The organism is Pleomorphomonas sp. PLEO (genome assembly GCF_041320595.1).
Classification (GTDB): Bacteria; Pseudomonadota; Alphaproteobacteria; order Rhizobiales; family Pleomorphomonadaceae; genus Pleomorphomonas.
The window spans coordinates 4,002,449-4,026,784 of the sequence record NZ_CP166625.1; the positions used below are offsets into that span (position 1 = coordinate 4,002,449).

The following is a 24,336-nucleotide window of genomic DNA, read 5'->3' on the forward strand; positions in this document are numbered from 1 at the left end:
TTGCTGCCTACCGGTCGATCCATCCACCACCGACAGTCACACCGGGATGATCCACCGAGTCGTGACTAATCGAACACAATGATTTGAGTTACCATTAAGGCGTCTCTTCTGCGACGGCTATGCCTGAACATGCCAGCGCAGTTTTTTTCATGCTGTATACTCATATGGTTAGGCTCACAAGTGCGGCTCTTTACAGGTTCCAATGAGCAAAAGAGCCAACGCAGATTCCCCAAAGACCGATGCAAGAAAGCCGCACTTTCGGCATTTTCCATCATTGAAGACGATCTGTCGCTCTGATGGTCGCACATTATCTTCAGCGGCAGCGCCCGCTTGACGGCCGAGACGCGCCGGTGCGACAACGAGAGCATGACCAAAATCAATAGCATCTGTGTTTTCTGCGGTTCAGCCAACGGCCGCAATCCCGCCTACGTGGCCGCTGCCGAGCGGCTCGGTGCCGACATGGCCGCGCATGGTATCCGTCTCGTCTACGGCGGCGGCAACGTCGGGCTGATGGGCACCACCGCCCGCGCCGTGATGGCTGCCGGTGGTAAAGTGACCGGCATTATTCCCGAATTTCTGATGAACCGGGAACGTATGCTCGATGGCGTCGACGACCTTCACATCGTGCCAGACATGCATACGCGCAAACGCATGATGTTCGAAGCGGCCGACGCTTTTGTGACCCTGCCCGGTGGTATTGGCACGCTGGAGGAAGTTGTCGAACAAATGACTTGGGCACAGCTTGGCCGGCACAAGAAGCCGATCGTGCTGGCCGATATCGACGGCTTCTGGCAGCCCCTCGTCGAAGTCATCCATCACATGAACCGCGAGGCCTTCATCCGTGAGGGCTTCGAGGTGCGCTATCACGTGGCCGGAACGGCCGCCGATATTCTGCCGACCGTCCTTGCCGCGGCAGGCGACAATGGCGAGGTCGCCGGAGACGCGGAAACCATCGCCAAGATGTAGCCTCAGGCCCCAGCGTGACCGTTCTTGAGAAGTTTATAGGTGATGGAATCGTCGAGGGCTTCGAATGAGGCTTCGACGATGTTGGCCGACACGCCGACCGTAGACCAGCGGCGACCGGTGGCGCGATCAAGGCTCTCGATCAGCACGCGCGTCACGGCGCCAGTGCCACCATTCAGGATGCGCACCTTATAGTCGACCAGCTCCAGAGCGGCGATCTCGGCCTGGTATTTGCCGATGTCCTTGCGAAGCGCTTGGTCGAGGGCGTTGACCGGGCCGTTGCCTTCGGCCACGGACATCAGGATCTCGTCATCCACCTTCACCTTCACCACCGCCTCGGTGACGACTACGCGTTCGCCCATGGCGTTGATGCGGCTTTCCACCATGGTGCGGTAGGAGATCACGTCATAGAAATGCGGCACGCTGCCGAGGTGGCGCATCGCCAGCAACTCGAAAGATGCGTCGGCCGCCTCGTAGGAATAGCCGCGTGCCTCCCGTTCCTTGAGCTCGGCCAGGAGACCGGTGAGACGGCGGTCATCCTTCGCATAGGCGATGCCCTGCCGATCGAGCTCGGCAAACAAATTCGAGCGGCCAGCCTGATCGGATACCAACAGGCGGCGGCGGTTGCCGACGCTTTCCGGGCTCACGTGTTCGTAGGTTCGCGGGTCTTTCAGAATGGCTGAGGCGTGGATACCCGCCTTTGTGGCAAAAGCGGAGAGACCGACATAGGGAGCATGGCGATTGGGCGCGCGATTGATGATCTCGTCGAAGGCTCGCGACTGCTGAGTGAGCGTCTTCAATTGCTCGGACGTCACGCCGGTCTCGTAGCGGCTGGCAAACTCGTCCTTCAGCACCAGCGTCGGCAAGATGGTGGTGAGATTGGCGTTGCCGCAACGCTCGCCAATGCCATTGAGAGTACCTTGCACTTGCCGGACACCGGCGCGAATAGCCGCAAGCGAATTGGCCACGGCCTGCCCGGTGTCGTCGTGGGCATGAATGCCCAACCGATCGCCCGGCACCACCTGCGCAACCGCGGAAACGATGCCGGCCACTTCATACGGCATGGAGCCGCCATTGGTGTCGCACAGCACCACCCAACGGGCACCGGCGTCGAAGGCGATTTTCGCGCAAGCGAGCGCATAATCGGGATTGGCCTTGTAGCCATCGAAGAAATGTTCGCAGTCGACGATGGCCTCGCGGCCCGCTTTCACGGCCGCCTCCACCGACTGGCGAATGCAGTCGAGGTTATCTTCGAGCGTCGTCTTCAGGGCGACATCGACATGGTAATCCCAGGATTTGGCGACAAAAGTCACCGCGTCGACCGGCGCGGCGAGCAGCGCGGCAATGCCGGGATCGTTGGAGAGCGACACACCAGGACGCTTGGTCATGCCGAAGGCGGCGAAGCGCGCCTTGGTTGTCCGCTTTTCGGCAAAGAAGGCATCGTCGGTCGGGTTGGCGCCGGGATAGCCGCCCTCAATGTAGGAAAAGCCCAACTCCTCGATAAGGTGCGCGACGATGATCTTCTCCTCGACGGAGAAGTCGATGCCCGAGGTCTGGGCACCGTCACGCAACGTCGTATCGTAGAGATAAAGGCGGGCTTTGTCCGTCATGGTCGCGAACTCGTTTCAACATGTGGCGAGCGGCAGCCGCTCGCCTTGAGGTGTTCCGTCCAATTCACTCCGCGAAACGGTCGGTGGCGGAGATCAATTCGTGCAGCAGCCCAGGCTCGACCAGCGAGTGGCCCGCTCCCTCGACGATGCGGAAGTCCGCCTCCGGCCAGGCTTTATGGAGATCCCAGGCGTTCTGCAGCGGTGTACACATATCGTAGCGGCCGTGAACGATGACACCCGGAATCGCCTTCAGCCGGCCGGCGTCTTCAAACAGCTGGCCGGGGCGCATCCATCCTTCGTGGACGAAGTAATGGTTCTCGATCCGGGCGAAGGCCAAGGCGAACTCATCATCAATGAAGCCGGACGTGACGTCCTCGTTGGGGAACAGCGTCAGCGTCGAACCTTCCCACAGCGACCAGGTACGGGCGGCGGCGAGCCGTGTCGCGCGATCCTCGGAGACCAGCCGACGGCGATAGGCAGCGATCAGGTCGCCCCGTTCGGCCTGAGGAATATGCTCGCGGAACGGCTCGAACTTCTCGGGATGGATCAGTGAGGCGCCGTATTGATAGAACCACTTCAGTTCGAAATCGCGCAGCCCGAAGATGCCGCGCAGGACCAGCTCGGTAACGCGCTCGGGATGTTTCTCGGCATAGGCGAGTGCCAGCGTCGATCCCCAGGAGCCGCCGAATACCAGCCACTTATCGACGCCGATCATTTTGCGGAGGCGTTCGATGTCCTCGACCAGATGCCAGGTGGTGTTGGCCTCGAGCGAAGCATGCGGCGTTGAGCGACCGCAGCCGCGCTGATCGAACAGGATGACGTCGTATTTCGCAGGGTCGAAGCAACGCCGCTGGTTGGACGAACAGCCGCCCCCCGGACCGCCGTGCAGAAAGACGGCAGGCTTGCCACCCTTCCGGCCAACCCGTTCCCAGTAAACCTGGTGGCCGTCGCCGACATCGAGCATGCCGGTCTCGAACGGTTCGATCTCGGGATAATAGCTGCGCAGTTCGGTCATCGTTCAGGCTTTCGGCACCGGCCAGACAGACGTGTCATGGTCGGGATGCTGGTTGGAAATGACGTTATCGAGGAATTCGGCGCCCTCGAAGCCCTCGTCGGTGCGGACGCGTTTCAAGGAAGGCAGGTCCGAGGTGAAGGGCAGTTCGGCCTCGACGCCATATTGGACGGTCGGCGGCAAGGCCGCGGGATTGTCGAAAGCGCCGCCGGCGAGCGACGGTTCGTAGCCATCGGCCTCGTAGGTGAGCGGCGTGCCGCAATCGGCACAGAAGGCGCGCGCGACGTGGTTGGACGAGCGGTAGATTTTGCGGCTACCGCGGGTCCAACTGACACCACCCGCCTCAACGGCGACGAAAGGCGCGAAGTAGTTGCCGACGGCCTTCTGGCACATGCGGCAATGGCAGATCGATACGGAGGAGACCTTATCGCTGTCGCAGGAAAAGCGGATGGCGCCGCATTGGCAGCCACCGGTGAGAATGGTCATGGCAATCCTTCCCAATGCTTTGCGCAGCCTTACCTTTTTAGGTCCCAGGTGGTCTCGATCTCGCCAGTGTCTTTGTTCTTGGCGTCCATCAACACCACCCCCATGGCGACGAGTTCGTCGCGGATGCGGTCGCTTTCGGCGAAGTTCTTCGTCTTGCGCGCTTCAATGCGGGCGGCAATCAAAGCCTTGACCCGCCCCTCATCGATGTTGGCGGCCGGGCGCCGAGCCGTCCACGCGCTGGCACTGTCACCGAGGAAACCAAGGAGCCGCAGCGATGCCGATAGCGTCGCCGGATCGCCCTTGACGGCATGCAGCTCGGCGATCGCTTTTGCTGTATTGAGATCGTCGTTGAGCGCTTCGATCAGTCCCTCGGACGGTCGGCCGGGCGCTGCGTCGGCAGCGATAGCGTACCAATCGTCGAGCGTCTTCCAGCCGTCCTCGAGTCCCTTGATGGTGAAGTCGATCGGCTGGCGGTAATGCGTCTTCAGCATATTGAAACGCAGCACTTCGCCTGGCCAGTCATTCAGCAGCTCGCGGATGGTGAAGAAGTTGCCGAGCGATTTGGACATCTTCTCGCCCTCGACCTGCAGGAAGCCGTTGTGCATGAAGACGTTGGCCATCACGTCCTTGTGGAAGGCGCAGCGTGACTGGGCGACTTCGTTCTCGTGGTGAGGGAAGACGAGATCGATGCCACCACCGTGAATGTCGAAGGTCTCGCCAAGGTGCTTCCAACTCATGGCCGAGCATTCGATATGCCAGCCGGGACGCCCCCTGCCCCACGGGCTGTCCCAGCCGGGCTCGTCGTTCGAGGACGGCTTCCACAGCACGAAGTCCATCGGGTCGCGCTTATAAGGCGCCACTTCGACACGGGCACCGGCCATCATGTCGTCGAGAGAGCGGCGAGCCAGGGTGCCATAGTCGGGCATGGCCGGCACGTGGAACAGCGCATGCCCTTCGGCGACATAGGCGAAACCGCCGGCGATCAGCCGTTCGATGATGGCGATCATCTCGGCGATATGCTCGGTGGCGCGTGGCGTTACCGTCGGCTTGAGGCAGCCGAGTTCGGTCACGTCCTGCTCGAACTGGGCATAGGTCTTTTCGGTCAGATCGCGGATCGCCTCGACGGGCGGCACGCTTGGATAGTCGCGGGCGGCGCGGGCGTTGATCTTGTCATCGACGTCGGTGATGTTGCGCACGTAGGTGACGTGCGCCTCACCATAGAGGTAACGCAGCAAGCGATAGAGCACATCGAAGACGATCACCGGCCGGGCGTTGCCGATATGGGCGAAGTCGTAGACCGTGGGGCCGCAAACGTACATGCGAACGTTGCCGGCATCGATCGGAACGAAATCATCCTTGCCACGCGTCAGCGTGTTGTAGAGCCTGAGTGCCAAAAGCCCGCCTCCCCTTCGCCATGGAACGCAAAAATAGATCACCGCCGGGCCGGCCGGGGAAACCCATCATCCGTTCAGGTCTTCGGAAAGATCGTGACGGGGACGTCCGCGGCCAGCGTAAAGCTCAGCCACAAATAATGTTGGCGGTAATGGTGATGCGCGCGTCCCGGAACATGGCCGCCGATATGCCTGCAAACGCTGTTCGCCGTCAAGGGAAGCAATGAAAAAACGCCGCCCGCGAGATACGGACGGCGGCTCGCCGAATTCACATGTGTCTTGGCTCTATTTCAGCCAATCGCCGCACTTTGCTGCCTGCGTATCGCCCCAGGGCATGATCGGGACGGTGGAGGTGGAGTTCTTCGGACTGCCCTCGATCAGCTTGTCGGAATAGACGAGGTAGACCAGGACATTTCGTTTGGCGTCACAGCCACGAACGATCTGCATTTTCTTGAAGAACAGCGAACGGCTCTGGCGATACATGTCGGAGCCCTGCTCGAATTTCTCCTTGAAGCTGATGGGGCCGACCTGTCGGCAAGCGAGCGAGATGTCCGAGGTCTCCTCGGCAAGGCCCAGCATGCCCTCGACGCCCCCCTTCTCGGGCAGCGTAAAATGGCAGGCGACGCCATCCACCACGGGATCGTCGATGGCGTAGACGGCAAGCTTGTGATCAGGCGTCAGGAAATGCCAGACCGTCGACCGCTTGAAGATCAATTCAGGGTCGTCGGACGCCGAGGCTAGCGAGGGAAGAAAGACGACGAAACTCAAGGCCACAAGACCGAGAAGCGACTTGGCGACATCACGCATGTTGGGGGCACCCCGCTTCGGCAGGCCGGATCGGTTCCAGCCGCGCACGCCGGACATATAAGCGCCCTTTACAGCCGGCCAAGGCCCGTCAATGGAAGACGTTTCCATCAAGGCTCTGAATGGCGGCGCTTTTGAGGATGCGGCCGAGCACGACGTATCCTTCCGTCGAAAAATGGAGATTGTCGTCGGCATAGTTGTCGCAGGATAGCCGCGTTGTCTCAGATACTTCGGCGAGCTGTGGCTTGCCATGCTGGCCACAGGTGAAGGTGTCGTCGTCGATCGTCACGGCGTGCACCTTATCGACGCGGTCGGCGAGCTTGGCAATGGCGCGGTTCACTTCCAGCCGCCGATCGTCGAGGGCGTGGAAATCGGCGCCACGCGGCGGAATGGTCAGAACGAGCACTGCCGTTTGCGGCCACAAGGCGCGCAGTTTTTCGACGATCGTCTCGATGCCAGCCGCCACAGCGCAGGCTGGTGTGCCGGCGGCGAGATCATTGGTGCCGATCAGAAGCACGGCCGCCGATGGCCGGAGATGCGACAGATCAGTCTTTTCCAGGCGCCAGAGCAGATTAGGAGTCCGATCGCCGCCAACTGCGAAATCATAGATGACGGTCGACGGAAAAGCCGACGGCAAATCGGTGCGCCAACCGGCAAACAGCGAATCGCCGAGCAGTACGACATCGGCCCGCTCGGGACGAGCTGCCTGCACCTGGAGGGTTTCCTTCAGGTTCGGATAATTCGGCGTCCGCTGGGGCGTCTGCGTAAGATCGATGGCGATGGGATCACATGCCAACTCATCCGCCCAAGCCTTGGGGAACGTCAAAAAACCAGCCAGAAGGCCGAGAACAAGCGCGAAACCAGACAATCGCATCGCCGTCCCCTTATTCGGGTCGCCGAACTGTCCGACCTTCAATTTCCGATCGCAGCCGAAAGGCGCGCCCTCACCGCCTCCGCGCCGATCAGTGGCAGGAGCGGTGCCAACTCGGGTCCATGGTCCAAGCCCGTCAGCGCCTTGCGAAGCGGCAGGAACAGGTCGCGCCCCTTGCGCCCGGTTTTCGCTTTGAGCGCCGCTGTCCACTCCCTGAAGCTGTCGTCGGTCCACGGCTCGGGCGGCAGGACGTCACGCGCCGCCGTCAGATAGTCGCGATCGGCCTCATCGACCACCGGCGTTACCGGGCCGGTAATCAGTTTCCACCATTCGGCCGCGTCGCCAATACGCGTGCAATTGCCCTTCACCGCCTGCCAGAAGGCTGGATGGGCGGGGATGCCGAGATCGGTCAGCCGCTTTTGGACGGAAGGATAGTCGAGACCGTGGATGATGCGGGCGTTCAACGCCTTGAGTTCGCTCGGATCGAACCGAGCCGGCGAGCGCGAGACAGCGGCGAGGTCGAAGTCGGCGGCGAGATCGACAAGCGAGCCAATCTTTTCGACGGCGTGCGAGGTGCCGACATTGACGGCGAGCGAGGCTACCGCCTCCGGCTCGTAGCCCTCAGCGCGCAGATTGCGCAATGACAGCGATCCTGTCCGCTTGGAAAAGCCCTCGCCGGTGGCATCGGTGAGCAGGTTATGGTGGGCGAAGATTGGAACAGCGCCGCCCAAAGCCTCGAACAAAGCTATCTGTACGCCTGTGTTGGTGATGTGGTCGCCGCCCCGGATAATGTGGGTAACGGAGGTGTCGATATCGTCGACCACCGAGGTCAGCGTGTAGAGATAGGTGCCATCGGCGCGGATGAGCACCGGATCGGACAGCGATGCGAGATCGACGGTTTCCTCGCCACGGCAGAGATCCTGCCAATGCACGAGATGGCGACTCGGCGACAGCGGATCGCCATCGAAATTGGGCAACAAGAAGCGCCAGTGCGGCTGTCGCCCCTCCGCTTCGAGGCGAACGCGATCGGCGTCTGTCAGTTTCAGGGCCGCCCGATCGTAGACCGGCGGCAGGTGTCGGGCCAGCCGGCGTTTGCGGGCATATTCCAGCTCTTCCGACGTCTCATAGCAGGGATAGAGCAACCCCTTGGCAATGAGATCGGCCCTGGCGGCCGCGTAGCGATCGAGCCGATCCGACTCGCGGAAAGACGTGTGCGGCCGGATGCCGAGCCAAGCAAGGTCAGCGACGATATTTGCCGCGAACTCCTCGGTGGATCGGGCGCGGTCCGTATCGTCAAAGCGAAGGATGAACTGGCCGCCGGTCTTTAGAGCGAACAGCCAGTTGAAGAGGGCCGGACGGGCGTTGCCGATGTGGATATTGCCGGTTGGAGACGGCGCGAAGCGGACGACGGTGTTCATGATCGTGGTTGTAACCGAGACCGGATGCGAATGTCAGAGGGCATTTTCGGGAAGATAACAAAAGCAGGGCACATTCGTTCCAGTATCATGCCTTGCGTGCCCACCGCCCCTCTCCATCCTGCTGCCAGTAGGTAACCTCGAGCCCGCGACCTTTCAGCGTCTTCCAGGCCGCGCGTGCCTCGGCCAGCGCCCCGTCGTCAGTGCCATCGAAAATCAGCACCAGACGCTCGTAGCGTTCGGCGTCGTCGGGCAGCGGCGCACGGTCGATCAGAAAGCGCACGGTAGCGCCATTGGGCGCCTCCGGCCCGGCCACTAGATAGACGGGCTGCAGAGCGGAGTGGCCATCGGCCGCGGTGCCGTGCGGCAGGAAGGCGGCGTCGTCAAAGGTCCAAAGATGACTATCGAGAGCCGCGAGTCGCTCGGGCGTTCCCGCCTCCACCACCACGCGCCAGCCGCGCTCGACCGACTTCTGCAGAAGTACCGGCAAAACCCGTTCGAGCGGCTGACCGTCGAGATGGTAGAATAGAGCTTCGGTCATCGATCAGTTGGCCCGTCAACGGTGATGGCCGGTGCCCGCGGGCACCGGCCGCTTCTTGACCATCAGCTCTCGAAGCGATTGCGCACCAGGCGGTCAAGCAGGCGCACGCCAAAGCCCGACGCCCAGGCCTTGTTGATGTCGGTCTCGGGGCTCGACATGGCGGTACCGGCAATATCGAGGTGCGCCCAGGGCGTCTCGCCGACGAAGCGCTTCAGGAACTGCGCCGCCGTGATCGAACCGGCATTGCGACCGCCGGAGTTCTTCATGTCGGCGAAGCGGCTGTCGATCAGCTTATCGTATTCCGAGCCCATCGGCATGCGCCACAGGCGCTCGCCGGTATCCTCACCGGCTTTGACGAGCTCACCGGCGAGCTGATCATCATTGGAGAACAGACCGGCGATCTGCGCACCGAGCGCCACCACGATGGCCCCCGTCAGCGTGGCGAGATTGATCATGAAGGCCGGCTTGAAGCGATCGGCGGCGTAGGTCAGTACGTCGGCGAGCACCAGACGGCCCTCGGCGTCGGTGTTGACCACTTCGATGGTCTGGCCAGACAGCGAGGTCAGAATATCGCCTGGGCGGTAGGAGCCGCCGTCGGGCATGTTTTCGACGATGCCGAGGAGGCCAATGGCGTTGACCTTGGCCTTGCGGCCAGCCAGTGCCCGGAACAGGCCGGTTACAGCGGCGGCGCCGCCCATGTCGGCCTTCATATCTTCCATGCCGGAGGCCGGCTTGATGGAAATACCGCCCGAATCGAAGACGAGTCCCTTGCCGATGAACACGGCCGGACGGTCACCGTCCTTGCCACCGTTCCACTTCATGACGACGACGCGCGGCGGCCGGACGGAGCCTTGGGCAACGGCCAGCAGGGCGCCCATGCCAATCTTGCGAAGATCCTTCTCGCCAAGCACCTCGACCTCGACGCCGAGCTTCTTCAATTTCTCGGCTTCGGCGGCAAACTCCTGCGGACCCAGCGCGTTGGGCGCCTCGTGAACGAGGTCGCGGGCGATCACCACACCCTCGGCAACCGCTTCGGTCTCGGCCCAAGCCTTCTTGAGCTTGCCAGCGTGTTCGGCCACCAACGTGACGGCAACGGAACCCGGCGCGTCATCCTTCTTGACCGTCTTGTACTTGTCGAACTCATAGGCGCGCAGGCGGAGACCCAGCAGGAACTCGGCGCCGAGTTCGGGGGCAAGCGCCCCGCCCGTCGTCTCGAGAATCACCGTCGCCGCCTTCGCCTTGACCTCCTTCAGCTTGCCGTAGATCTGGCCGCCCAGCTTCAGCGCCGCCTTATCGTCGAACTCGGAGACCGGTCCGACGCCGACCAGAATCAACCGGCCGACCGACAGGCCGGCGGGAGCAAGGAGATCGAGGAAAGAACCGGCCTTGCCCGAAAAGCCGGTGGCCGCCACGGCTCTGTCGAGACCACCAGTCAATTGATCGAGCACAGTGCTGCCCATGACACCGGCCTTATTTTCCGGATCGACGAGAACAACCAGCACCGGGGCATCGGCCTCGAGCGTCTTGGAAAAAGAAAGAGTTGGAGCGGCCGCCATGATTTCTTCCTGATTGCCGGGCACCCCTGAGCGGGCGCAATCCGGATCTGCCGGCCGAATGTGGCGCTTGACGAAGGCGAGAGCAAGACAGGAGTTGCATTCTAACGCGGTCGGCGACGACGAACGTCGAACGACTTCCGAAGTCCCCGAAAATTTACCCTTTTCGGGAAGGAAGGATTCACTATAGGTCTGCTAGCCTCGGCTTTCTTGCCTTCGGCGAGTTGGAAACAGGTTCAAGATGCGGCGTTTCGGCACCTATCTCTTCTCGCGGACGCTTTACGCCTTCCTCGGCGTGATGTTGACGCTGGCCGGAATCGCGTGGGTGACCCAGGCTCTGCGTCGCTTCGACCTGGTGACGGCCAAGGGGCAGGCGATCGCGGTCTATCTTGGACTTACCATGCTGTCGATGCCACGCGTTCTGGGAGTGGTGGCACCCTTTGCGCTGGTGGTGGCTCTCGTCCTGGTCCTGCAGCGCTTGCAGGGAGAGAGCGGCATTGTGGCGATCACCGCGGCGGGTGTGTCGCAGCGACGTCTCGCCCTACCGTTCATTGCCGCGGCGCTGATGGTCTCGGTGTTCGTCGGTGCGCTGGCCTTTTGGTTCAATCCGGGCGCCTCGCGCTCCGTCGTCGACATGATGCAGTCGGTGCGGGCGGACATTGTCGCCAATGTCATCCAACCTGGCCGCTTCACGCAGGTCGACACCGGCCTGATGTTTCATATTCGCAACCGCGACGGCGACGGATCGCTTTTGGATCTGTTCATCCTGGACGACCGCAATCCGGAATTTTCTTATACTTATTCCGCCAAACGCGGCAGGGTTGCCGAGGTGTCGGGGCGTTCGATGATCGTGATGGAACAAGGCACGATCGAACGGAAAGCAAAGACCAGCGGCGCCAACACCTTCGTCACGTTCGGCTCCTACGCCTTCGATCTCAGTCAGTTCAGCGCGAAGACGGGCAGCGCAAATTACGGACTGTCGGAGCGGACGCTGGGCGAACTTCTCGCCCTCCGCAAGACGGACGACGATCCGGAGATCGCTCCGGAAATCATGAACCGCCTCGCCGAGCCAATTTACCCCCTGGCCCAAACGTTAGCCGTTTTCTTGTTCCTGGGTTTTCCAACCAGCAACCGCCGGGGCCAGACGCTGCCGGTGACGATGGCGATTATCGTGGGTTCACTGGTGCGCGTGCTTGGCTTCGCCGTCATGGGGATTTCAAAGGGAACGCCGGAGATTTCCGTCATGGCAGTCGTCGCGCCAACACTGCTCACCGCGGTTTTTGCGATGATGATCATCATCGGCATCCATCCAACCGTTTCCACCGGTTTCGTGGATAGTCTGATCGATCGCCTGCGGCGAACCATCCTTGGTCGGCGGGAGACAGCCCGATGATCGGCCGCTCGCTTGCAACCTATTTTACCGTGCGTTTTGCCGTCTGGATTCTCGGCATGTTCGTCGGCATCTTCCTGCTGGTCTTCCTGATCGATGTCATCGAGCTGTTGCGCTCGAGCGGCGGCCGCGACGACGTCTCAGTGGCGCTGGTGATCGCCGCCTCGGCCCTTCGTGTCCCGGCACTGATGGAACAGGTGTTGCCCTTCGCGGTACTGCTCGGTTCAATCGCCGCGTTTGTGACACTGTCACGCGGGTCCGAACTGATGATCGTACGGGCGGCCGGTCTTTCCGTCTGGCAATTTACGCTGCCCGCCCTCGCCTTTGCCCTCGTACTCGGCATCGTCACCTCGACGATCTACAATCCGGTTGCGACTTGGGCTCGCAATCTGTCGAGCGACATCATGGTTGGCTCGCGTGCGAGCGTGATGACGGCGCTGTTGTCGAGTTCGGCGACACCGAGTTGGATGCGGCAGCGCACCGGCGATGGCAACGCGGTGCTGCACACGGAAGGCGTGACTGACGCAGGCAACACTATTTTACAGCCGGTGTTTTGGGTGTTCGGCGCAGATGGCATGCTCTCCGAGCGAGTCGAGGCCGAGGTCGGCCGACTCGAGCCGGGGCAGTGGCGTCTGTCAGGCGCAATCGTGACTCAAAGCAGCGGGGTTCCCGAGCATCACGACAGCTTCTTCCTGCCGACGGCGTTGACGGCTGAACAGGTCGCCGGAGGCCTCGGTTCACCCGATAGCATCTCCTTCTGGCAGCTGCCTGGCGCGATCGCGCAAGCCCGCGCTTCATCGCTACCGGCAAACAGATTCAGCCTTCAGTATCAATCGCTCCTGGCCCGTCCACTGCTGCTGGCGTCCATGGTTCTCATCGCTGCAACAGTGTCGCTAGGATTTGCAAGGTACGGCGGTGGCGAGAAGATGATTCTCGGTGGCGTCGTCGCTGGCTTCGTGCTTTATGTCGTCATCGAGGTTGCCCGTTCGCTGGGCAGCGAGGGGTTGGTATCGCCGGTGCTCGCCGCTTGGGCGCCCTCGGTCGTGGCGATCCTGCTGGGTTCCACGGTTCTGTTGTTCCGCGAGGATGGGTGAGCGTGCGTAGATCTGTCGTTTCGCAGGCATCGGAGCCGACAACCGCCGCACGCCTTCTGTGCGGCGTAGCGGTGACGATTCTCGTCTTCTTGCCGGCTGGCGCCCTTGCTCAAATCGTCAAGGACACCTCGCTGACGAGCATGATCAGCTCTGCCAAGCAGCCAAGCCGCGACGAGAAGATGATGATCGAGGCGGACACGGTCGCCTACGATATGGACGCCGATTCGGTCACCGCGACCGGGCGCGTCGTCATCTATTATCTCAACAATGTGGTGGTCGCTAACGAGGTGACCGTCAATCGCAAGACTCAGCGAGTCACTGCGATTGGGAACGTCGAGATCACCGATCCCTCCGGCAACGTCGCGCGCGGAGACCGAATCGATCTCGATAACGACCTCGCCAACGGCGTCATGGAGGGCCTTGAGCTCGTTACGTCCGATAACTCCGCTTTCACCTCGCGCCATGCGACTCGAACCAACGGCGATCTGACCGTCTTCGATGACGGCACCTATCTTCCGTGCGTCGACTGTAACGGCGTGAAGGGCAAAAAACCGATCTGGCAGATCAAGGCGAATCGTATCCTGCATAAGCAGAAGGACCAGACGATCGTCTATGAGAATGCCACCTTCGAGTTCCTGGGAGTTCCGCTTGCCTGGGTCCCCGTGATGTCCCAGGCGGACCCGTCGGTAAAGAACAAGACCGGCCTGCTGATGCCGAGCGTCAAGAGCAGCTCGAAACAAGGCTACTCGATCAAGCTGCCTTATTATATTTCACTGGACCCAAGCTACGGTCTGACGCTGACGCCGACGGTTTATTCGCGCCAGGGCCTGCTGTTCTCGGCAGAGTGGCGGCAGCGACTGGATACTGGAAGGTATTCCGTTACTCTGTCCGGCATTCATCAGAACGACCCAACCGCCTATACAGGTACGTCCGGTGATGAGATGTGGCGCGGTTCGGTCGAAACATCGGGCCGCTTTACGATCAACAACGACTGGTCATGGGGCTGGGACCTCGCGGTGGCGAGCGACAAGACTTTCATGAAGAACTATGACCTCAAGTCCGGAAATTCGGACGTTGCGGTCAACAAGATCTATCTGACGGGCGCCCGCGATCGCAACCGCTTCGACATGGCGGCTTACGGTTTCTTCGTGCAGCAGGAAGATTCCAAGACATCAGGGCTGGCGCAAAATCACGACTTGCAGGAAAAACAGCCTTACGTCTATCCGGTGATCGACTCCAAGGTTTATGCCAAGGATCCCGTGTGGGGTGGCGAAGCATCGCTGACAACCAATTTCACCAGTCTAACCCGTACCAAGGACGACATCTACCAGATCGACAGCAACAATAACGGCGTCTTTGATCCAGGCGAAAAGACCCGCGTACGGGGCGCGGCCGGTACCTTTGATCGCCTGAGCATCGACGCCATGTGGCGCCGACGGATGGTCGACCAGACCGGTGGTGTGTTGACGCCGTTTCTCTATTTCCGCGGCGACGCCATCTTCTCGGATCCTCACAACAGCAGTGTCCTGCCAGAGACGTCGAGCGGACTTCTGGGGCGGGCGATGCCGGCCGCCGGCCTCGAATACAGCTATCCGGTGGCCATCACCTCACCGGTAGGAAACCAGATCATCGAGCCGATCGCGCAGTTGATCGTTCGCCCGGATGAGACGGAAGCGGGTCGCGTTTCGAACGAGGATTCGCAGAGCCTCGTCTTCGACGCCAATAGCCTGTTCGACTACGACAAATTCTCCGGCTATGACCGCGTCGAAGGTGGAACGCGCGCCAATGTCGGCGTGCGTTATTCCGGTTCCTTCAGCCACGGGTTCGGGGTAAGCGGCACCTTCGGCCAATCATTCCAGCTCGCCGGTGTCAACTCGTTTGCCGAGGCGACTCAATACGATACGGGCGCTTATTCCGGTCTTGAGTCCGACGTGTCGGACTACGTTGCCGGTCTCAGTCTCAGCACAAAGACCGGGTTCATGGCCAGCACCGGTGTCCGCATCGATCATGATAGTTTCGCCGTCAACCGCTTTGACGGACAGATTCTGGGTATCGGCGGGCCGCTGACCGCGGCGTTGACCTATGCCTATATCCGCTCGCAGCCCGACCTCGGTATCGACGAAGATCGCTCCGAAGTGCAGGCGGCCACAAGCCTCAGGCTTTCCGAGAACTGGCGCGCTTTCGCCTCGAGCCGCTATGATCTCATTAACGATGAATTCGTGCGGCATGCGCTGGGTCTCGCCTATGACACGGAAGAGTTTTCGATATCCTTCTCCTATTCGAAGGACCTGACGACGACTCCCAACGACCAGACCTTCTATCTTAGGGCTGGCTTCAAGACGCTCGGCGAGGTTGGCACGTCATTCGGTCTGGACAAGTAGCGCTTCCGGTCAGGGTGCGCAGCCAATTGCAGCGCGGACCATCGACTTGACAAATTCTCTTGGTAGAGGCCCACGGTTCGGACAGAAACGGGCGGAGAAGCTGGACATGTATAATATCGTGACGATTGCGAGAAACATGCGGGGCGCGCTTTTGGCTGCGACCATTGCCGCGGTGGCTTCGCTGTCGCCTGCCGGTCCTGTCTTCATGACCTCCGCCCAAGCCGCCAATAACATCAAGGTGGTCGTCAATGACCAGGCGATCACGACGATGGACGTACAGTCGCGCGCACGACTGCTGCAGCTCGCGATGCATCTTGCGCCCGGTCCGGCTGCCAAGGCCGCGCAGGACGAGTTGATCGACGAGCAGCTTCGGCTCCAGGAAGGAGCGCGGCGCGGCGTCGTCGTCAGTGAGGACGCAGTGGTCGCCGCCCTCACCTCCATCGCCGCCCGCTCCAAGATGACGATCCCACAGTTCGAGCAGGCGCTCGGCCGTGGCGGCGTCCCGATCAAGACCTTCAAGGACCGCATTCGCGCCCAGATGGTCTGGGGACGGATCATTCGCGCCAAGATCCAGCAGGATATCAAGACGGAATCTGCCGACCTCATCCAGCAGATGCGCAACCGCGAAAAGAATGCCGATTCCGTCACTGCCAGCGACTACATGCTTCAGCGCATTGTTTTTGCGGTACAGCGGAGTGCGTCGCCGGCCGATGTCAACCGCCGCAAAGTCGAAGCCGAGGCGTTGCGTAGCAAGTTCCGTAGCTGCAACGAAGGACTGGCCATGGTCAAAGGCCTTCGCGAAGTGGCGACCATCAACATTGGTCGCAAACTTGCGAGTGAAGTGCCGGCTGGCCTGAAAGACGAGCTGGAGAAGACGGCCGAGGGACACCTCACGTCGCCGCAGCGCTCCGATCTCGGCTTTGAGATGTATGCGATTTGCAGCAAAATCGAGGTGACAGGCGAAGCCGCCATCGCCGCAGGCCTCGACGCCGAGGCGCTCGACAAGCGTGGCGAGGAGACCTCGAAGAAGCTCACCCAGGAATTGAGGCAAAAAGCCAACATCACCTACCGTTGACCATGCCAGACACGTCAGCCATCATGCAGGTGCGCACCCTGGCGGTATCGATCGGCGAGCCCGCGGGCATTGGCGCGGAGATCATCGCCAAAGCATGGCTTTCGAGGCGAGAGAAGGCGGTCCCGACCTTCTATGTGATCGCCGATCCCGCCTTCCTTGAAAGCCGTCTTGCTCGTCTTGGCCTCGAAGTGCCGATCGCGGTGATCTCCCCCGAAAACGCGGCGGATGCATTCGTCGGCGCGTTGCCCGTGTTCGATCTCGACTGCCCGGTGGAAGATAGACCTGGCGAGTTGTCGGCGGCGACGGCGGCTGCCACCATTGGCGCCATAGAAACAGCCGTTCGGCATATTCACGATGGGCGAGCGAACGGCATCGTCACCGCGCCGATCCAAAAATCCAACCTCTACGCCGCCGGGTTCAAGTTCCCCGGCCACACCGAGTTCTTGGGAGAGCTTGCCCGGCAACTATGGCCCGGAATGCCGCACGAGCCGGTGATGATGCTTGCCGGCCCAGAGCTAGCAACCGTGCCGGTTACCGTGCATATCGCACTGCGTGATGTGCCTGATGTGCTTACTGCCGACATGATCGTCACAATCGGCCACATCGTCGACCGAGAGATGCGGGCCAAATTTGGCGTTGTCCGACCACGCCTTGCCGTCGCCGGCCTCAACCCGCATGCTGGGGAGCAAGGAGCGATGGGGCGCGAGGATCTGGAGATCGTTGCGCCGGCCGTCAAGCGGCTCCAAGCAGAAGGCATCGATGCGCGTGGGCCACTGCCGTCCGATACGCTGTTCCACGCTCCCGCCCGCAAGACCTACGACGTGGTGCTGGCCATGTATCACGATCAGGCGCTGATCCCGGTGAAGACCATCGCCTTCGACGAAACCGTCAACGTGACGCTCGGTTTGCCATTCATCCGCACCTCGCCCGACCACGGCACGGCGCTCGACATAGCAGCCCGAGGTGTCGCCGATCCCCAGAGCATGATCGCCGCCCTCACCATGGCTGGCCGCATGGCAGCGGCCGAGATAGCGACATGAGCCAGATCGACGACCTGCCGCCGCTGCGCGATGTCATCGAGCGGCATGGCCTATCGGCGCTGAAGAGTCTTGGGCAGAACTTCTTGCTCGATCTCAATCTCACCGCCCGTATCGCCCGCGCCGCGGGCAACCTCGAAGGCCGGACTGTCGTGGAAATCGGCCCAGGCCCCGGTGGCCTGACACGCGCCATTCTGGCCGCTGGCGCAGCCAAGGTCCACGTGATCGAGCGCGACAGACGGGCAATCGCGGCACTTGAGGAGATCGCCGCCCATTACCCCGGCCGATTGCAGATTACCGAGGGCGATGCGCTCGCGATGGATAGCGCCGCGCTCGGCGACGAGCCGCCAGTGATCATCGCCAATCTGCCCTACAACATCGCAACGCCACTTCTTATCGGCTGGCTTTCGCCAGAAACCTGGCCGCCACGCTGGACGGCGATGGTGCTGATGTTTCAGAAGGAAGTGGCCGATCGCATCACGGCACAGGCTGGCGACGACGCCTATGGTCGCCTTGGCGTTCTCTGCGGCTGGCGCGCCTGTACAACGCAGATGTTCGACATTTCGCCCAAAGCCTTTGTGCCGCCGCCTAAGGTAACGTCGACGGTGGTACATTTTGCGCCCCGGCCCGAGCCCCTGCCCTGTGATCAGGCCGACCTTGAGGCTGTCACCGCCGCCGCCTTCGGCCAGCGGCGCAAGATGCTGAGGCAAAGCCTGAAGGCGCTAGGCGTCGATCCGGCAGCTCTTTGCGCTGCCACCGGCATCGATCCAACGGCACGCGCCGAGACGATCCCGGTCAAAGGCTTCGTCGATCTCGCCAACGCCTGGAAGGCGATGCGCTAGAGCAGTTCCAGCAAAAGTGGGAACCGGTTTTGCGTCCGGAACTGCGCCTTAACAAAGAGATAGAGCTTTTTGATGAACCCGAATTCACAGGAAAAGCTCTAGACGGTCAAGCCAACAGCGTGCCGACGAAGCCCTCGATTCCCTCGGCAGCGCGCAATCGCCGACTGCGTTCGGCGCGCAGGATGGCGGTGAGATCGGCGAAGGCAGCGTCAAGATCGTCGTTGACCACGACATAGTCGAAGTTCGGCCACTCGGCGATCTCGCGACGGGCATTGACCAGGCGCTTTTCGATGACTTCCGGCGCGTCTTCCGCCCGGCGGGTGAGGCGCGAGCGCAGCTCGGCCATTGACGGCGGAAGAATGAACACCGAGACGACGTCGGAGGGCATCTTCTCGCGCAACTGGGCGGCGCCTTGCCAGTCGATATCGAACAGCACGTCACGCCCGGACGCCAGCGCCTCCTCCACCGGAGCCTGCGGCGTACCATAGTAGTTGCCGTGCACTTCCGCCGATTCCAACAGCTCACCGCCGTCGCGCATCGACAGAAAACGCTGCTGCGAGATGAAGTGGTAATGCACGCCGTTGATCTCGCTTGGGCGTCGGTCGCGCGTCGTCACCGAGATGGACAGCGTCATGTCGCGGTCGGTGTCGAGAATATTGCGCGACAAAGTGCCCTTGCCGGCGCCTGAGGGCGAGGAAATGACGAGCATCAACCCGCGACGGGGAAAGCGGACATGCCTTTGATCTGTGGCGACCATGAGACTTACTCGACGTTCTGGACCTGCTCCTTGAACTGATCGACCACCGCCTTGAGGGAAAGGCCGATCCGTGTCAGGGCCGTGTCGTTGGACTTGGAACAGAGGGTGTTGGATTCCCGGTTGAACTCCTGCGCCAGGAAATCCAGCCGGCGACCGACGGCGGCGTCACTCGCCATGAGTTCACGCGCCTGCGCGATGTGAGCCTTGAGGCGATCGATCTCCTCGCGCACGTCGGCACGGGTGGCAATGAGAGCCGCCTCGAGGTGGAGCCGCTGCGGATCGATATCCTCACGCGACAGCAGCGCGGCAAGCTGCTCTTCGAGGCGGTCACGGATCACCTCGGGTGTACGGGCCGGCAAAGCCTCGACCTCAGTGACGAGACGGGCGACTTCGTCGACCTGCTCGCCAAGGATGCGGGTGAGCGCCAAGCCCTCGGAAGCGCGAGAAGCTTGGAAATCGGTGAGCACTCTGCCGAAAGCGGCGACCAGCTCGGCCTCGAAGGCCTTGGCGCTGTCTTCGTCCGGTGCCGCCTCGACCAACTCGACAACGCCGCGTACGGCGAGCAGGCCGTCGAGTGAAGCTTCGCGAATCCCCGGCGTGCCTGAATAGCGGCGCGCGGTATCAATGAGAGCTGAGAGAAGGTTCTCGTCGATGCGAAAGGTCTGGGCCGAGGTTTCGCGCGTCACCGTCAGGTTGATCGACACGTTGCCGCGCGCCAGTGCTTCGGATGCCTTACGGCGTACGGCTACTTCGACGGCATCGAAGCCGGTTGGCAGGCGCAGCCGCAGGTCAAGTCCGCGCCCGTTGACGGAACGCAACTCCCAAGCAAAGCGATTCCCGGCCGCCGAGCCATCAACACGGGCAAATCCTGTCATGCTCTTGAGTGGCATGGTCTCTCCCTCTGATCCTAGTCGAGCGAATTTGCACTACAAGCCTGACTGACATCAGGACCCAGATCAAATATCAAACCCGGGAACTCCACTAGAAGCAATAACTTGCTAGCGGTCCTTTAGGCTCGACATCTGCTTGGAAACCGATCTTGGACAGGCGCAAAAGTCAGAACCGAACCACCAAGCGGCTTTTACACCAGCGAACCGAAGCGCCAAACGAAAAATGTGCCGTTCGTTAAAACCGACTCAGGCGGTCGCCTTCACAGTTCCCCAGCCCTGACATAGACTCGAGGGCCATAACCAAGGGAGAAAGCCAATGGAATACCGTCTGCTCGGACGCTCGGGTCTCAAGGTCTCCGCGCTCACCATGGGCACGATGACCTTCGGCGGAAGGGGCGCTTTTGCCAAGGTCGGCGCCGTGGGGCGCGCCGAGGCGGCGCGGCTCATTGATCTCTGCATCGACGCCGGCGTCAATCTGATCGACACCGCCGATGTTTATTCGGAAGGCTTTTCCGAGGAGATCGTCGGCGATCTCATGCTGGAGCGGAAGAACAAGGGCATTCTCCTTGCCACCAAGGTCCGCTTTCCCATGGGTAGTGGCCCCAACGACCGCGGCCTCAGCCGCCACCATATCATCGCCGGCTGCGAGGCGAGCCTTCGCCGCCTTAGGACCGAGACGATCGACCTCTACCAAGTACACCAGTGGGATGGCCTGACGCCGGTCGAAGAGTTCATGGAAGCGCTCGACAGCTTGGTGCGCGCCGGCAAAGTGCGCTACATCGGCTGTTCAAACTTTTCCGGCTGGCACGTCATGAAGGCGCTCGGCGCCGCCACCGCCGAGCATCGGCAGCGCTTCGTTTCGCAGCAGATCCACTACACCCTGGAGGCGCGCGAGGCGGAATACGAGTTGGTGCCGATCTCGCTCGATCAGGGGCTCGGCATCCTGGTCTGGAGCCCGCTTGCCGGGGGGCTCCTGTCAGGCAAGCATCGTCGCAACGCCGCCGCGCCGGAGGGTACGCGACAGCTTGCCGGCTGGACGGAACCGCCAATCCGCGACGAGAACCGGCTCTGGAACATTGTGGATGTGCTGGTGGAAATCGCCGATGCGCACCACGCCAGTGCCGCTCAGGTCGCACTGGCCTGGCTGCTCGGCCGGCCGGGTGTCACATCGGTGGTGATCGGCGGCCGCACCGAAGCGCAGTTCGCCGACAACCTCAAGGCCGCCGACCTCCAGCTCTCAGCCGACGAACGGACGCGGCTCGACGAGATCAGCGCGCTGCCGCTCCTCTATCCGTATTGGCATCAAATCCAGACCGCGAAGGATCGCCTGGGCCCGGCCGATCTCAGCTTGTTCGGATTGGCGTCTTAACGGAAAAAACAAGGCCGCCGACGAGGTGAGTATCGCCGGCGGCCGATGGACAGTGAAAGTCTTATCCCTTGCGCGGCGGCGCCGTCGAGCCACCGATGACCAGATCTATCGGCAGTTCAACCACTCGGCCACCGATGCCATCCGGCTTTTCTCCAAGGATCAGCTCTACCGCCGCCTCGCCCTTGCCGATTGCCGGCTGGCGGATGGTCGTGAGCGGCGGCAGGAAGCTCGCGGCCTCCTCAATGCCGTCGAATCCGACCACTGAGAAGTCGTCGGGAACCTTGCGACCAAGTGACTGAAGATAGGTCATGACCTGCAAGGCCACACGATCGGACGTGCAAACGAAGGCGGTGGTCTCTGGATGAGCGGCGAGAACGGCGTCAACGCCCGTGCAAACACCGTCGTAGTCCGAGCCGGTTTCAAAAACCGGCTGCGGCGGCAAGCCGGCTGCCTGGAACACGTCGCGATAGCCGGACAGACGACGTCGCACGACCTCGAAAGACGAACGCTCGGCCCGGAGATCGTCGACGAAGCCAACGCGCACCTCTTTTTCGGTTTCGAAGGTGAACACGGCGAAATGCCGATGGCCAAGATCGACGAGATGCTGCGCTGCTTCGCGAGCGCCCCGATAATCGTCGATCTTCACGACGTCGAGGCCAGGACCGACCGGGAAATCGACGGCCACGAACGGCAGACCGCGCTTTTGGGCCAGTTCGACCAGCGTGTTGCCCTCGTTGAGGCAATGCAGGATGAAGCCGTCGACCAGTGCGGTGCGAATGTTCCACGCGGCGATTTCGTCATCGGTCGCCGAGACCAGCGAGATGCCGGCGCCACGCGCCTCGCAAGCCCGGGCGACACCGGACAGGAACAGGCGTGTGTACTGGTCGTCGAAAAAGCAATTGAGCGGTCCGATGGCCACAACACCGATGGCGTTGACACGCCCCGCCCTCAATAGACGACCGCGCGGATCGGGACCTCGGTAACCGAGCGATCGCGCCGCTTCCTCGACCCGCTCGCGGAGCTGCTCGGAGACGAGGCCGGGCCGGTTGAACACGTTGGAAACCGTTCCTTGGCTGACGCCGGCGGCACGCGCCACGTCGGCGAGCTTCACGGTTTTATTCTGCGAAGTTGAACTTTCACCCATCTGTCCGTCCGATGCACCGGAACTCCGGCTGTACTGACGAGGGACAACGGCGTCTCTCTTCCCGAGATCGCAACCTCAATCCGCGAGACGCTCGCCGATCTGCAACCGGCAAGCGCCACCCGGAAGTCCACCGCCCATGCCCCCCGGCAAGCGGCCGACCGATCAGTTCAATTGATGCGACCGATCTCGTTGAAACGATATACGCAAAACCCTTGAGAACAACAAGAAAGTTGCGTTTCGCAATCATCTCCGCCGGTCAAAACTTCGAAAGCACGCCGCCGTCGAGCCCAGGTTGAACGAACCCGTAAACTCGGCAAGCACTTCCTCCGGGAACGGATGTTCCCGGAGAAGGCCACTCTTAGAGAATGAACCGGCTTAGGTCGGTGTTGCGGGCCAAGTCGCCGAGCGCTTTCCTCACCGCGTCTCCGTCGACGGTCACCGTCTCGCCGGATCGGTCGGGCGCCGAGAACGAGATCTCGTCGAGAATACGCTCCAGCACCGTCTGCAGTCGCCGCGCACCGATGTTCTCGACGGTGGCGTTGACGTGGACGGCGATCTCGGCAACGGCGTCGATGGCATCGTCGGTGAAGACCAGCGTCACGCCTTCGGTCTGCATCAGCGCCACATACTGTTTGATGAGGCTCGCCTGCGGTTCGGTCAGGATGCGACGGAAATCGTCCTTGTCGAGCGGCTTCAGCTCGACCCGGATCGGCAGTCGTCCCTGAAGCTCGGGCAGAAGATCCGATGGTTTGGCAACGTGGAAGGCACCGGAGGCGATGAACAGGATGTGGTCGGTTTTCACCGAGCCATACTTGGTGGAGACCGTCGTGCCCTCGATCAGCGGCAGCAAGTCACGCTGCACGCCTTCGCGCGACACAGAACCATCGCGACCGTCCTTGGCGCAGATCTTATCGATCTCGTCGAGGAAGACGATGCCGTTGTTTTCGACAGAGTCAATCGCCTCGGCAACGATCTTGTCTTGGTCGATCAGCTTGTCGGCCTCCTCGGCTGTCAGCAGATCGTGGCTGTCCTTGACGTTGACGCGGCGGGTCTTCTTCACACCGCCCATCATCTTCTGCATCATTTCGGAGAGATTGATGACCTGCCCGCCCGGCATGCCGGGGATCTCCATGCCACCCGCACCGCTGGCGGTCGCCGTCAGTTCGACCTCGATCTCCTTGTCATCGAGTTCGCCGGCCCGGAGCTTCTTGCGGAAAGCGTCGCGCGTCGATGGGCTCGCCGACGTACCGACCAGCGCATCGAGTACCCGCTCCTCAGCGGCGAGATGGGCCTTCGCCTCGACGTCCTTGCGGCGCTGCGCCCGGACAAGCGAGATGCCAACCTCGAGAAGGTCGCGGACGATCTGCTCGACGTCGCGGCCGACATAGCCGATCTCGGTGAATTTGGTGGCCTCGACCTTGACGAAGGGCGCGTTGACGAGCCGGGCGAGACGACGGGAGATTTCCGTCTTACCAACGCCGGTGGGGCCGATCATCAGGATGTTCTTTGGCAGCACTTCCTCGCGGAGCGAAGAGTCGAGCTGAAGACGGCGCCAGCGGTTGCGGAGCGCAATGGCGACGGCGCGCTTGGCGTCCTTCTGACCGACGATATGGCGGTCGAGTTCGGAGACGATTTCGCGGGGCGAGAAATCGGGCATGACTTTAATCCTTGGATGGAGCAATCCGGAGCGGCGCACGAGGGCCAGCGACCC

21 protein-coding genes are annotated in these 24,336 nt (G+C 61.8%); 8 read left to right on the top strand and 13 right to left on the bottom strand.

Annotated elements, in window-relative coordinates:
- Window positions 1-366 precede the first annotated feature (366 nt).
- The gene (locus AB6N07_RS18535) at window positions 367-966 is read left to right on the top strand and encodes a TIGR00730 family Rossman fold protein (protein ID WP_370674542.1); all 600 of its coding nucleotides are present in this window, start codon (window positions 367-369) and stop codon (window positions 964-966) included.
- Between the two features lie 2 nt (window positions 967-968).
- On the opposite strand, the gene cimA is transcribed toward AB6N07_RS18535, so the two are convergent.
- The 9 genes from cimA to AB6N07_RS18580 all read right to left on the bottom strand — a co-directional run bounded on the left by cimA (window position 969) and on the right by AB6N07_RS18580 (window position 10,649).
- Window positions 969-2,573, bottom strand: coding sequence for a citramalate synthase (cimA, locus tag AB6N07_RS18540; protein WP_370674543.1), 1,605 nt, complete (start codon window positions 2,571-2,573; stop codon window positions 969-971).
- A 64-nt stretch (window positions 2,574-2,637) separates the two neighbouring features.
- Window positions 2,638-3,588 carry a prolyl aminopeptidase gene (gene pip, locus AB6N07_RS18545; RefSeq protein ID WP_370674544.1) on the bottom strand — a complete coding sequence of 317 codons (951 nt, stop codon included), beginning with the start codon at window positions 3,586-3,588 and terminating at the stop codon, window positions 2,638-2,640.
- Between the two features lie 3 nt (window positions 3,589-3,591).
- The gene (locus tag AB6N07_RS18550) at window positions 3,592-4,071 is read right to left on the bottom strand and encodes a GFA family protein (RefSeq protein WP_370674545.1); all 480 of its coding nucleotides are present in this window, start codon (window positions 4,069-4,071) and stop codon (window positions 3,592-3,594) included.
- A 29-nt stretch (window positions 4,072-4,100) separates the two neighbouring features.
- A complete protein-coding gene (gene cysS / locus AB6N07_RS18555; protein ID WP_370674546.1) occupies window positions 4,101-5,465 on the bottom strand; it encodes a cysteine--tRNA ligase in 1,365 nt (454 codons plus the stop codon).
- Window positions 5,466-5,747: 282 nt separating this feature from the next.
- Window positions 5,748-6,269, bottom strand: a complete 522-nt coding sequence (locus tag AB6N07_RS18560) for a CreA family protein (protein ID WP_370678278.1) — start codon at window positions 6,267-6,269, stop codon at window positions 5,748-5,750.
- 88 nt (window positions 6,270-6,357) lie between these two features.
- The gene (locus AB6N07_RS18565) at window positions 6,358-7,140 is read right to left on the bottom strand and encodes a GDSL-type esterase/lipase family protein (protein WP_370674547.1); all 783 of its coding nucleotides are present in this window, start codon (window positions 7,138-7,140) and stop codon (window positions 6,358-6,360) included.
- A 38-nt stretch (window positions 7,141-7,178) separates the two neighbouring features.
- Entirely contained in the window at window positions 7,179-8,555 is a 1,377-nt protein-coding gene (gene gltX, locus AB6N07_RS18570) for a glutamate--tRNA ligase (RefSeq protein WP_370674548.1), read from the bottom strand.
- An 85-nt stretch (window positions 8,556-8,640) separates the two neighbouring features.
- Complete coding sequence (locus AB6N07_RS18575; protein WP_370674549.1) at window positions 8,641-9,093, bottom strand: DNA polymerase III subunit chi; 453 nt, start codon at window positions 9,091-9,093, stop codon at window positions 8,641-8,643.
- Between the two features lie 62 nt (window positions 9,094-9,155).
- Window positions 9,156-10,649 carry a leucyl aminopeptidase gene (locus AB6N07_RS18580; protein ID WP_370674550.1) on the bottom strand — a complete coding sequence of 498 codons (1,494 nt, stop codon included), beginning with the start codon at window positions 10,647-10,649 and terminating at the stop codon, window positions 9,156-9,158.
- Window positions 10,650-10,887: 238 nt separating this feature from the next.
- Here AB6N07_RS18580 and AB6N07_RS18585 point away from each other — a divergent pair, with 238 nt between their 5' ends.
- The 6 genes from AB6N07_RS18585 to rsmA all read left to right on the top strand — a co-directional run bounded on the left by AB6N07_RS18585 (window position 10,888) and on the right by rsmA (window position 18,465).
- A complete protein-coding gene (locus AB6N07_RS18585; RefSeq protein ID WP_370674551.1) occupies window positions 10,888-12,039 on the top strand; it encodes an LptF/LptG family permease in 1,152 nt (383 codons plus the stop codon).
- Entirely contained in the window at window positions 12,036-13,130 is a 1,095-nt protein-coding gene (gene lptG / locus AB6N07_RS18590) for an LPS export ABC transporter permease LptG (RefSeq protein ID WP_370674552.1), read from the top strand. Before AB6N07_RS18585 ends, lptG begins: the two co-directional genes overlap by 4 nt.
- Before the next feature lie 2 nt (window positions 13,131-13,132).
- On the top strand, window positions 13,133-15,511 hold the full coding sequence (locus AB6N07_RS18595; RefSeq protein ID WP_370674553.1) for an LPS-assembly protein LptD: 2,379 nt from the start codon (window positions 13,133-13,135) through the stop codon (window positions 15,509-15,511).
- Window positions 15,512-15,617: 106 nt separating this feature from the next.
- Window positions 15,618-16,586: a SurA N-terminal domain-containing protein gene (locus AB6N07_RS18600; protein WP_370674554.1), complete on the top strand. Its 969-nt coding sequence runs from the start codon at window positions 15,618-15,620 to the stop codon at window positions 16,584-16,586.
- 2 nt (window positions 16,587-16,588) lie between these two features.
- Entirely contained in the window at window positions 16,589-17,626 is a 1,038-nt protein-coding gene (pdxA, locus tag AB6N07_RS18605) for a 4-hydroxythreonine-4-phosphate dehydrogenase PdxA (protein WP_370674555.1), read from the top strand.
- Window positions 17,623-18,465 (top strand): 16S rRNA (adenine(1518)-N(6)/adenine(1519)-N(6))-dimethyltransferase RsmA, encoded by an 843-nt coding sequence (gene rsmA, locus AB6N07_RS18610; protein WP_370674556.1) that lies wholly within the window; start codon window positions 17,623-17,625, stop codon window positions 18,463-18,465. The genes pdxA and rsmA overlap by 4 nt, the downstream gene beginning before the upstream one ends.
- A gap of 106 nt (window positions 18,466-18,571) precedes the next feature.
- Here the strand turns inward: rsmA and gmk are convergent, their stop codons facing one another.
- Both gmk and AB6N07_RS18620 read right to left on the bottom strand, forming a co-directional pair.
- Entirely contained in the window at window positions 18,572-19,222 is a 651-nt protein-coding gene (gene gmk / locus AB6N07_RS18615; protein ID WP_370674557.1) for a guanylate kinase, read from the bottom strand.
- A 5-nt stretch (window positions 19,223-19,227) separates the two neighbouring features.
- Window positions 19,228-20,112: a YicC/YloC family endoribonuclease gene (locus tag AB6N07_RS18620; RefSeq protein ID WP_370674558.1), complete on the bottom strand. Its 885-nt coding sequence runs from the start codon at window positions 20,110-20,112 to the stop codon at window positions 19,228-19,230.
- A 316-nt stretch (window positions 20,113-20,428) separates the two neighbouring features.
- Between AB6N07_RS18620 and AB6N07_RS18625 the strand changes: the two genes are divergently transcribed.
- Complete coding sequence (locus AB6N07_RS18625; RefSeq protein WP_370674559.1) at window positions 20,429-21,481, top strand: aldo/keto reductase; 1,053 nt, start codon at window positions 20,429-20,431, stop codon at window positions 21,479-21,481.
- Between the two features lie 61 nt (window positions 21,482-21,542).
- Here the strand turns inward: AB6N07_RS18625 and AB6N07_RS18630 are convergent, their stop codons facing one another.
- Both AB6N07_RS18630 and hslU read right to left on the bottom strand, forming a co-directional pair.
- Window positions 21,543-22,625 carry a LacI family DNA-binding transcriptional regulator gene (locus tag AB6N07_RS18630; protein ID WP_370674560.1) on the bottom strand — a complete coding sequence of 361 codons (1,083 nt, stop codon included), beginning with the start codon at window positions 22,623-22,625 and terminating at the stop codon, window positions 21,543-21,545.
- 358 nt (window positions 22,626-22,983) lie between these two features.
- Window positions 22,984-24,282: an ATP-dependent protease ATPase subunit HslU gene (gene hslU / locus AB6N07_RS18635; protein ID WP_370674561.1), complete on the bottom strand. Its 1,299-nt coding sequence runs from the start codon at window positions 24,280-24,282 to the stop codon at window positions 22,984-22,986.
- Window positions 24,283-24,336: the final 54 nt, after the last annotated feature.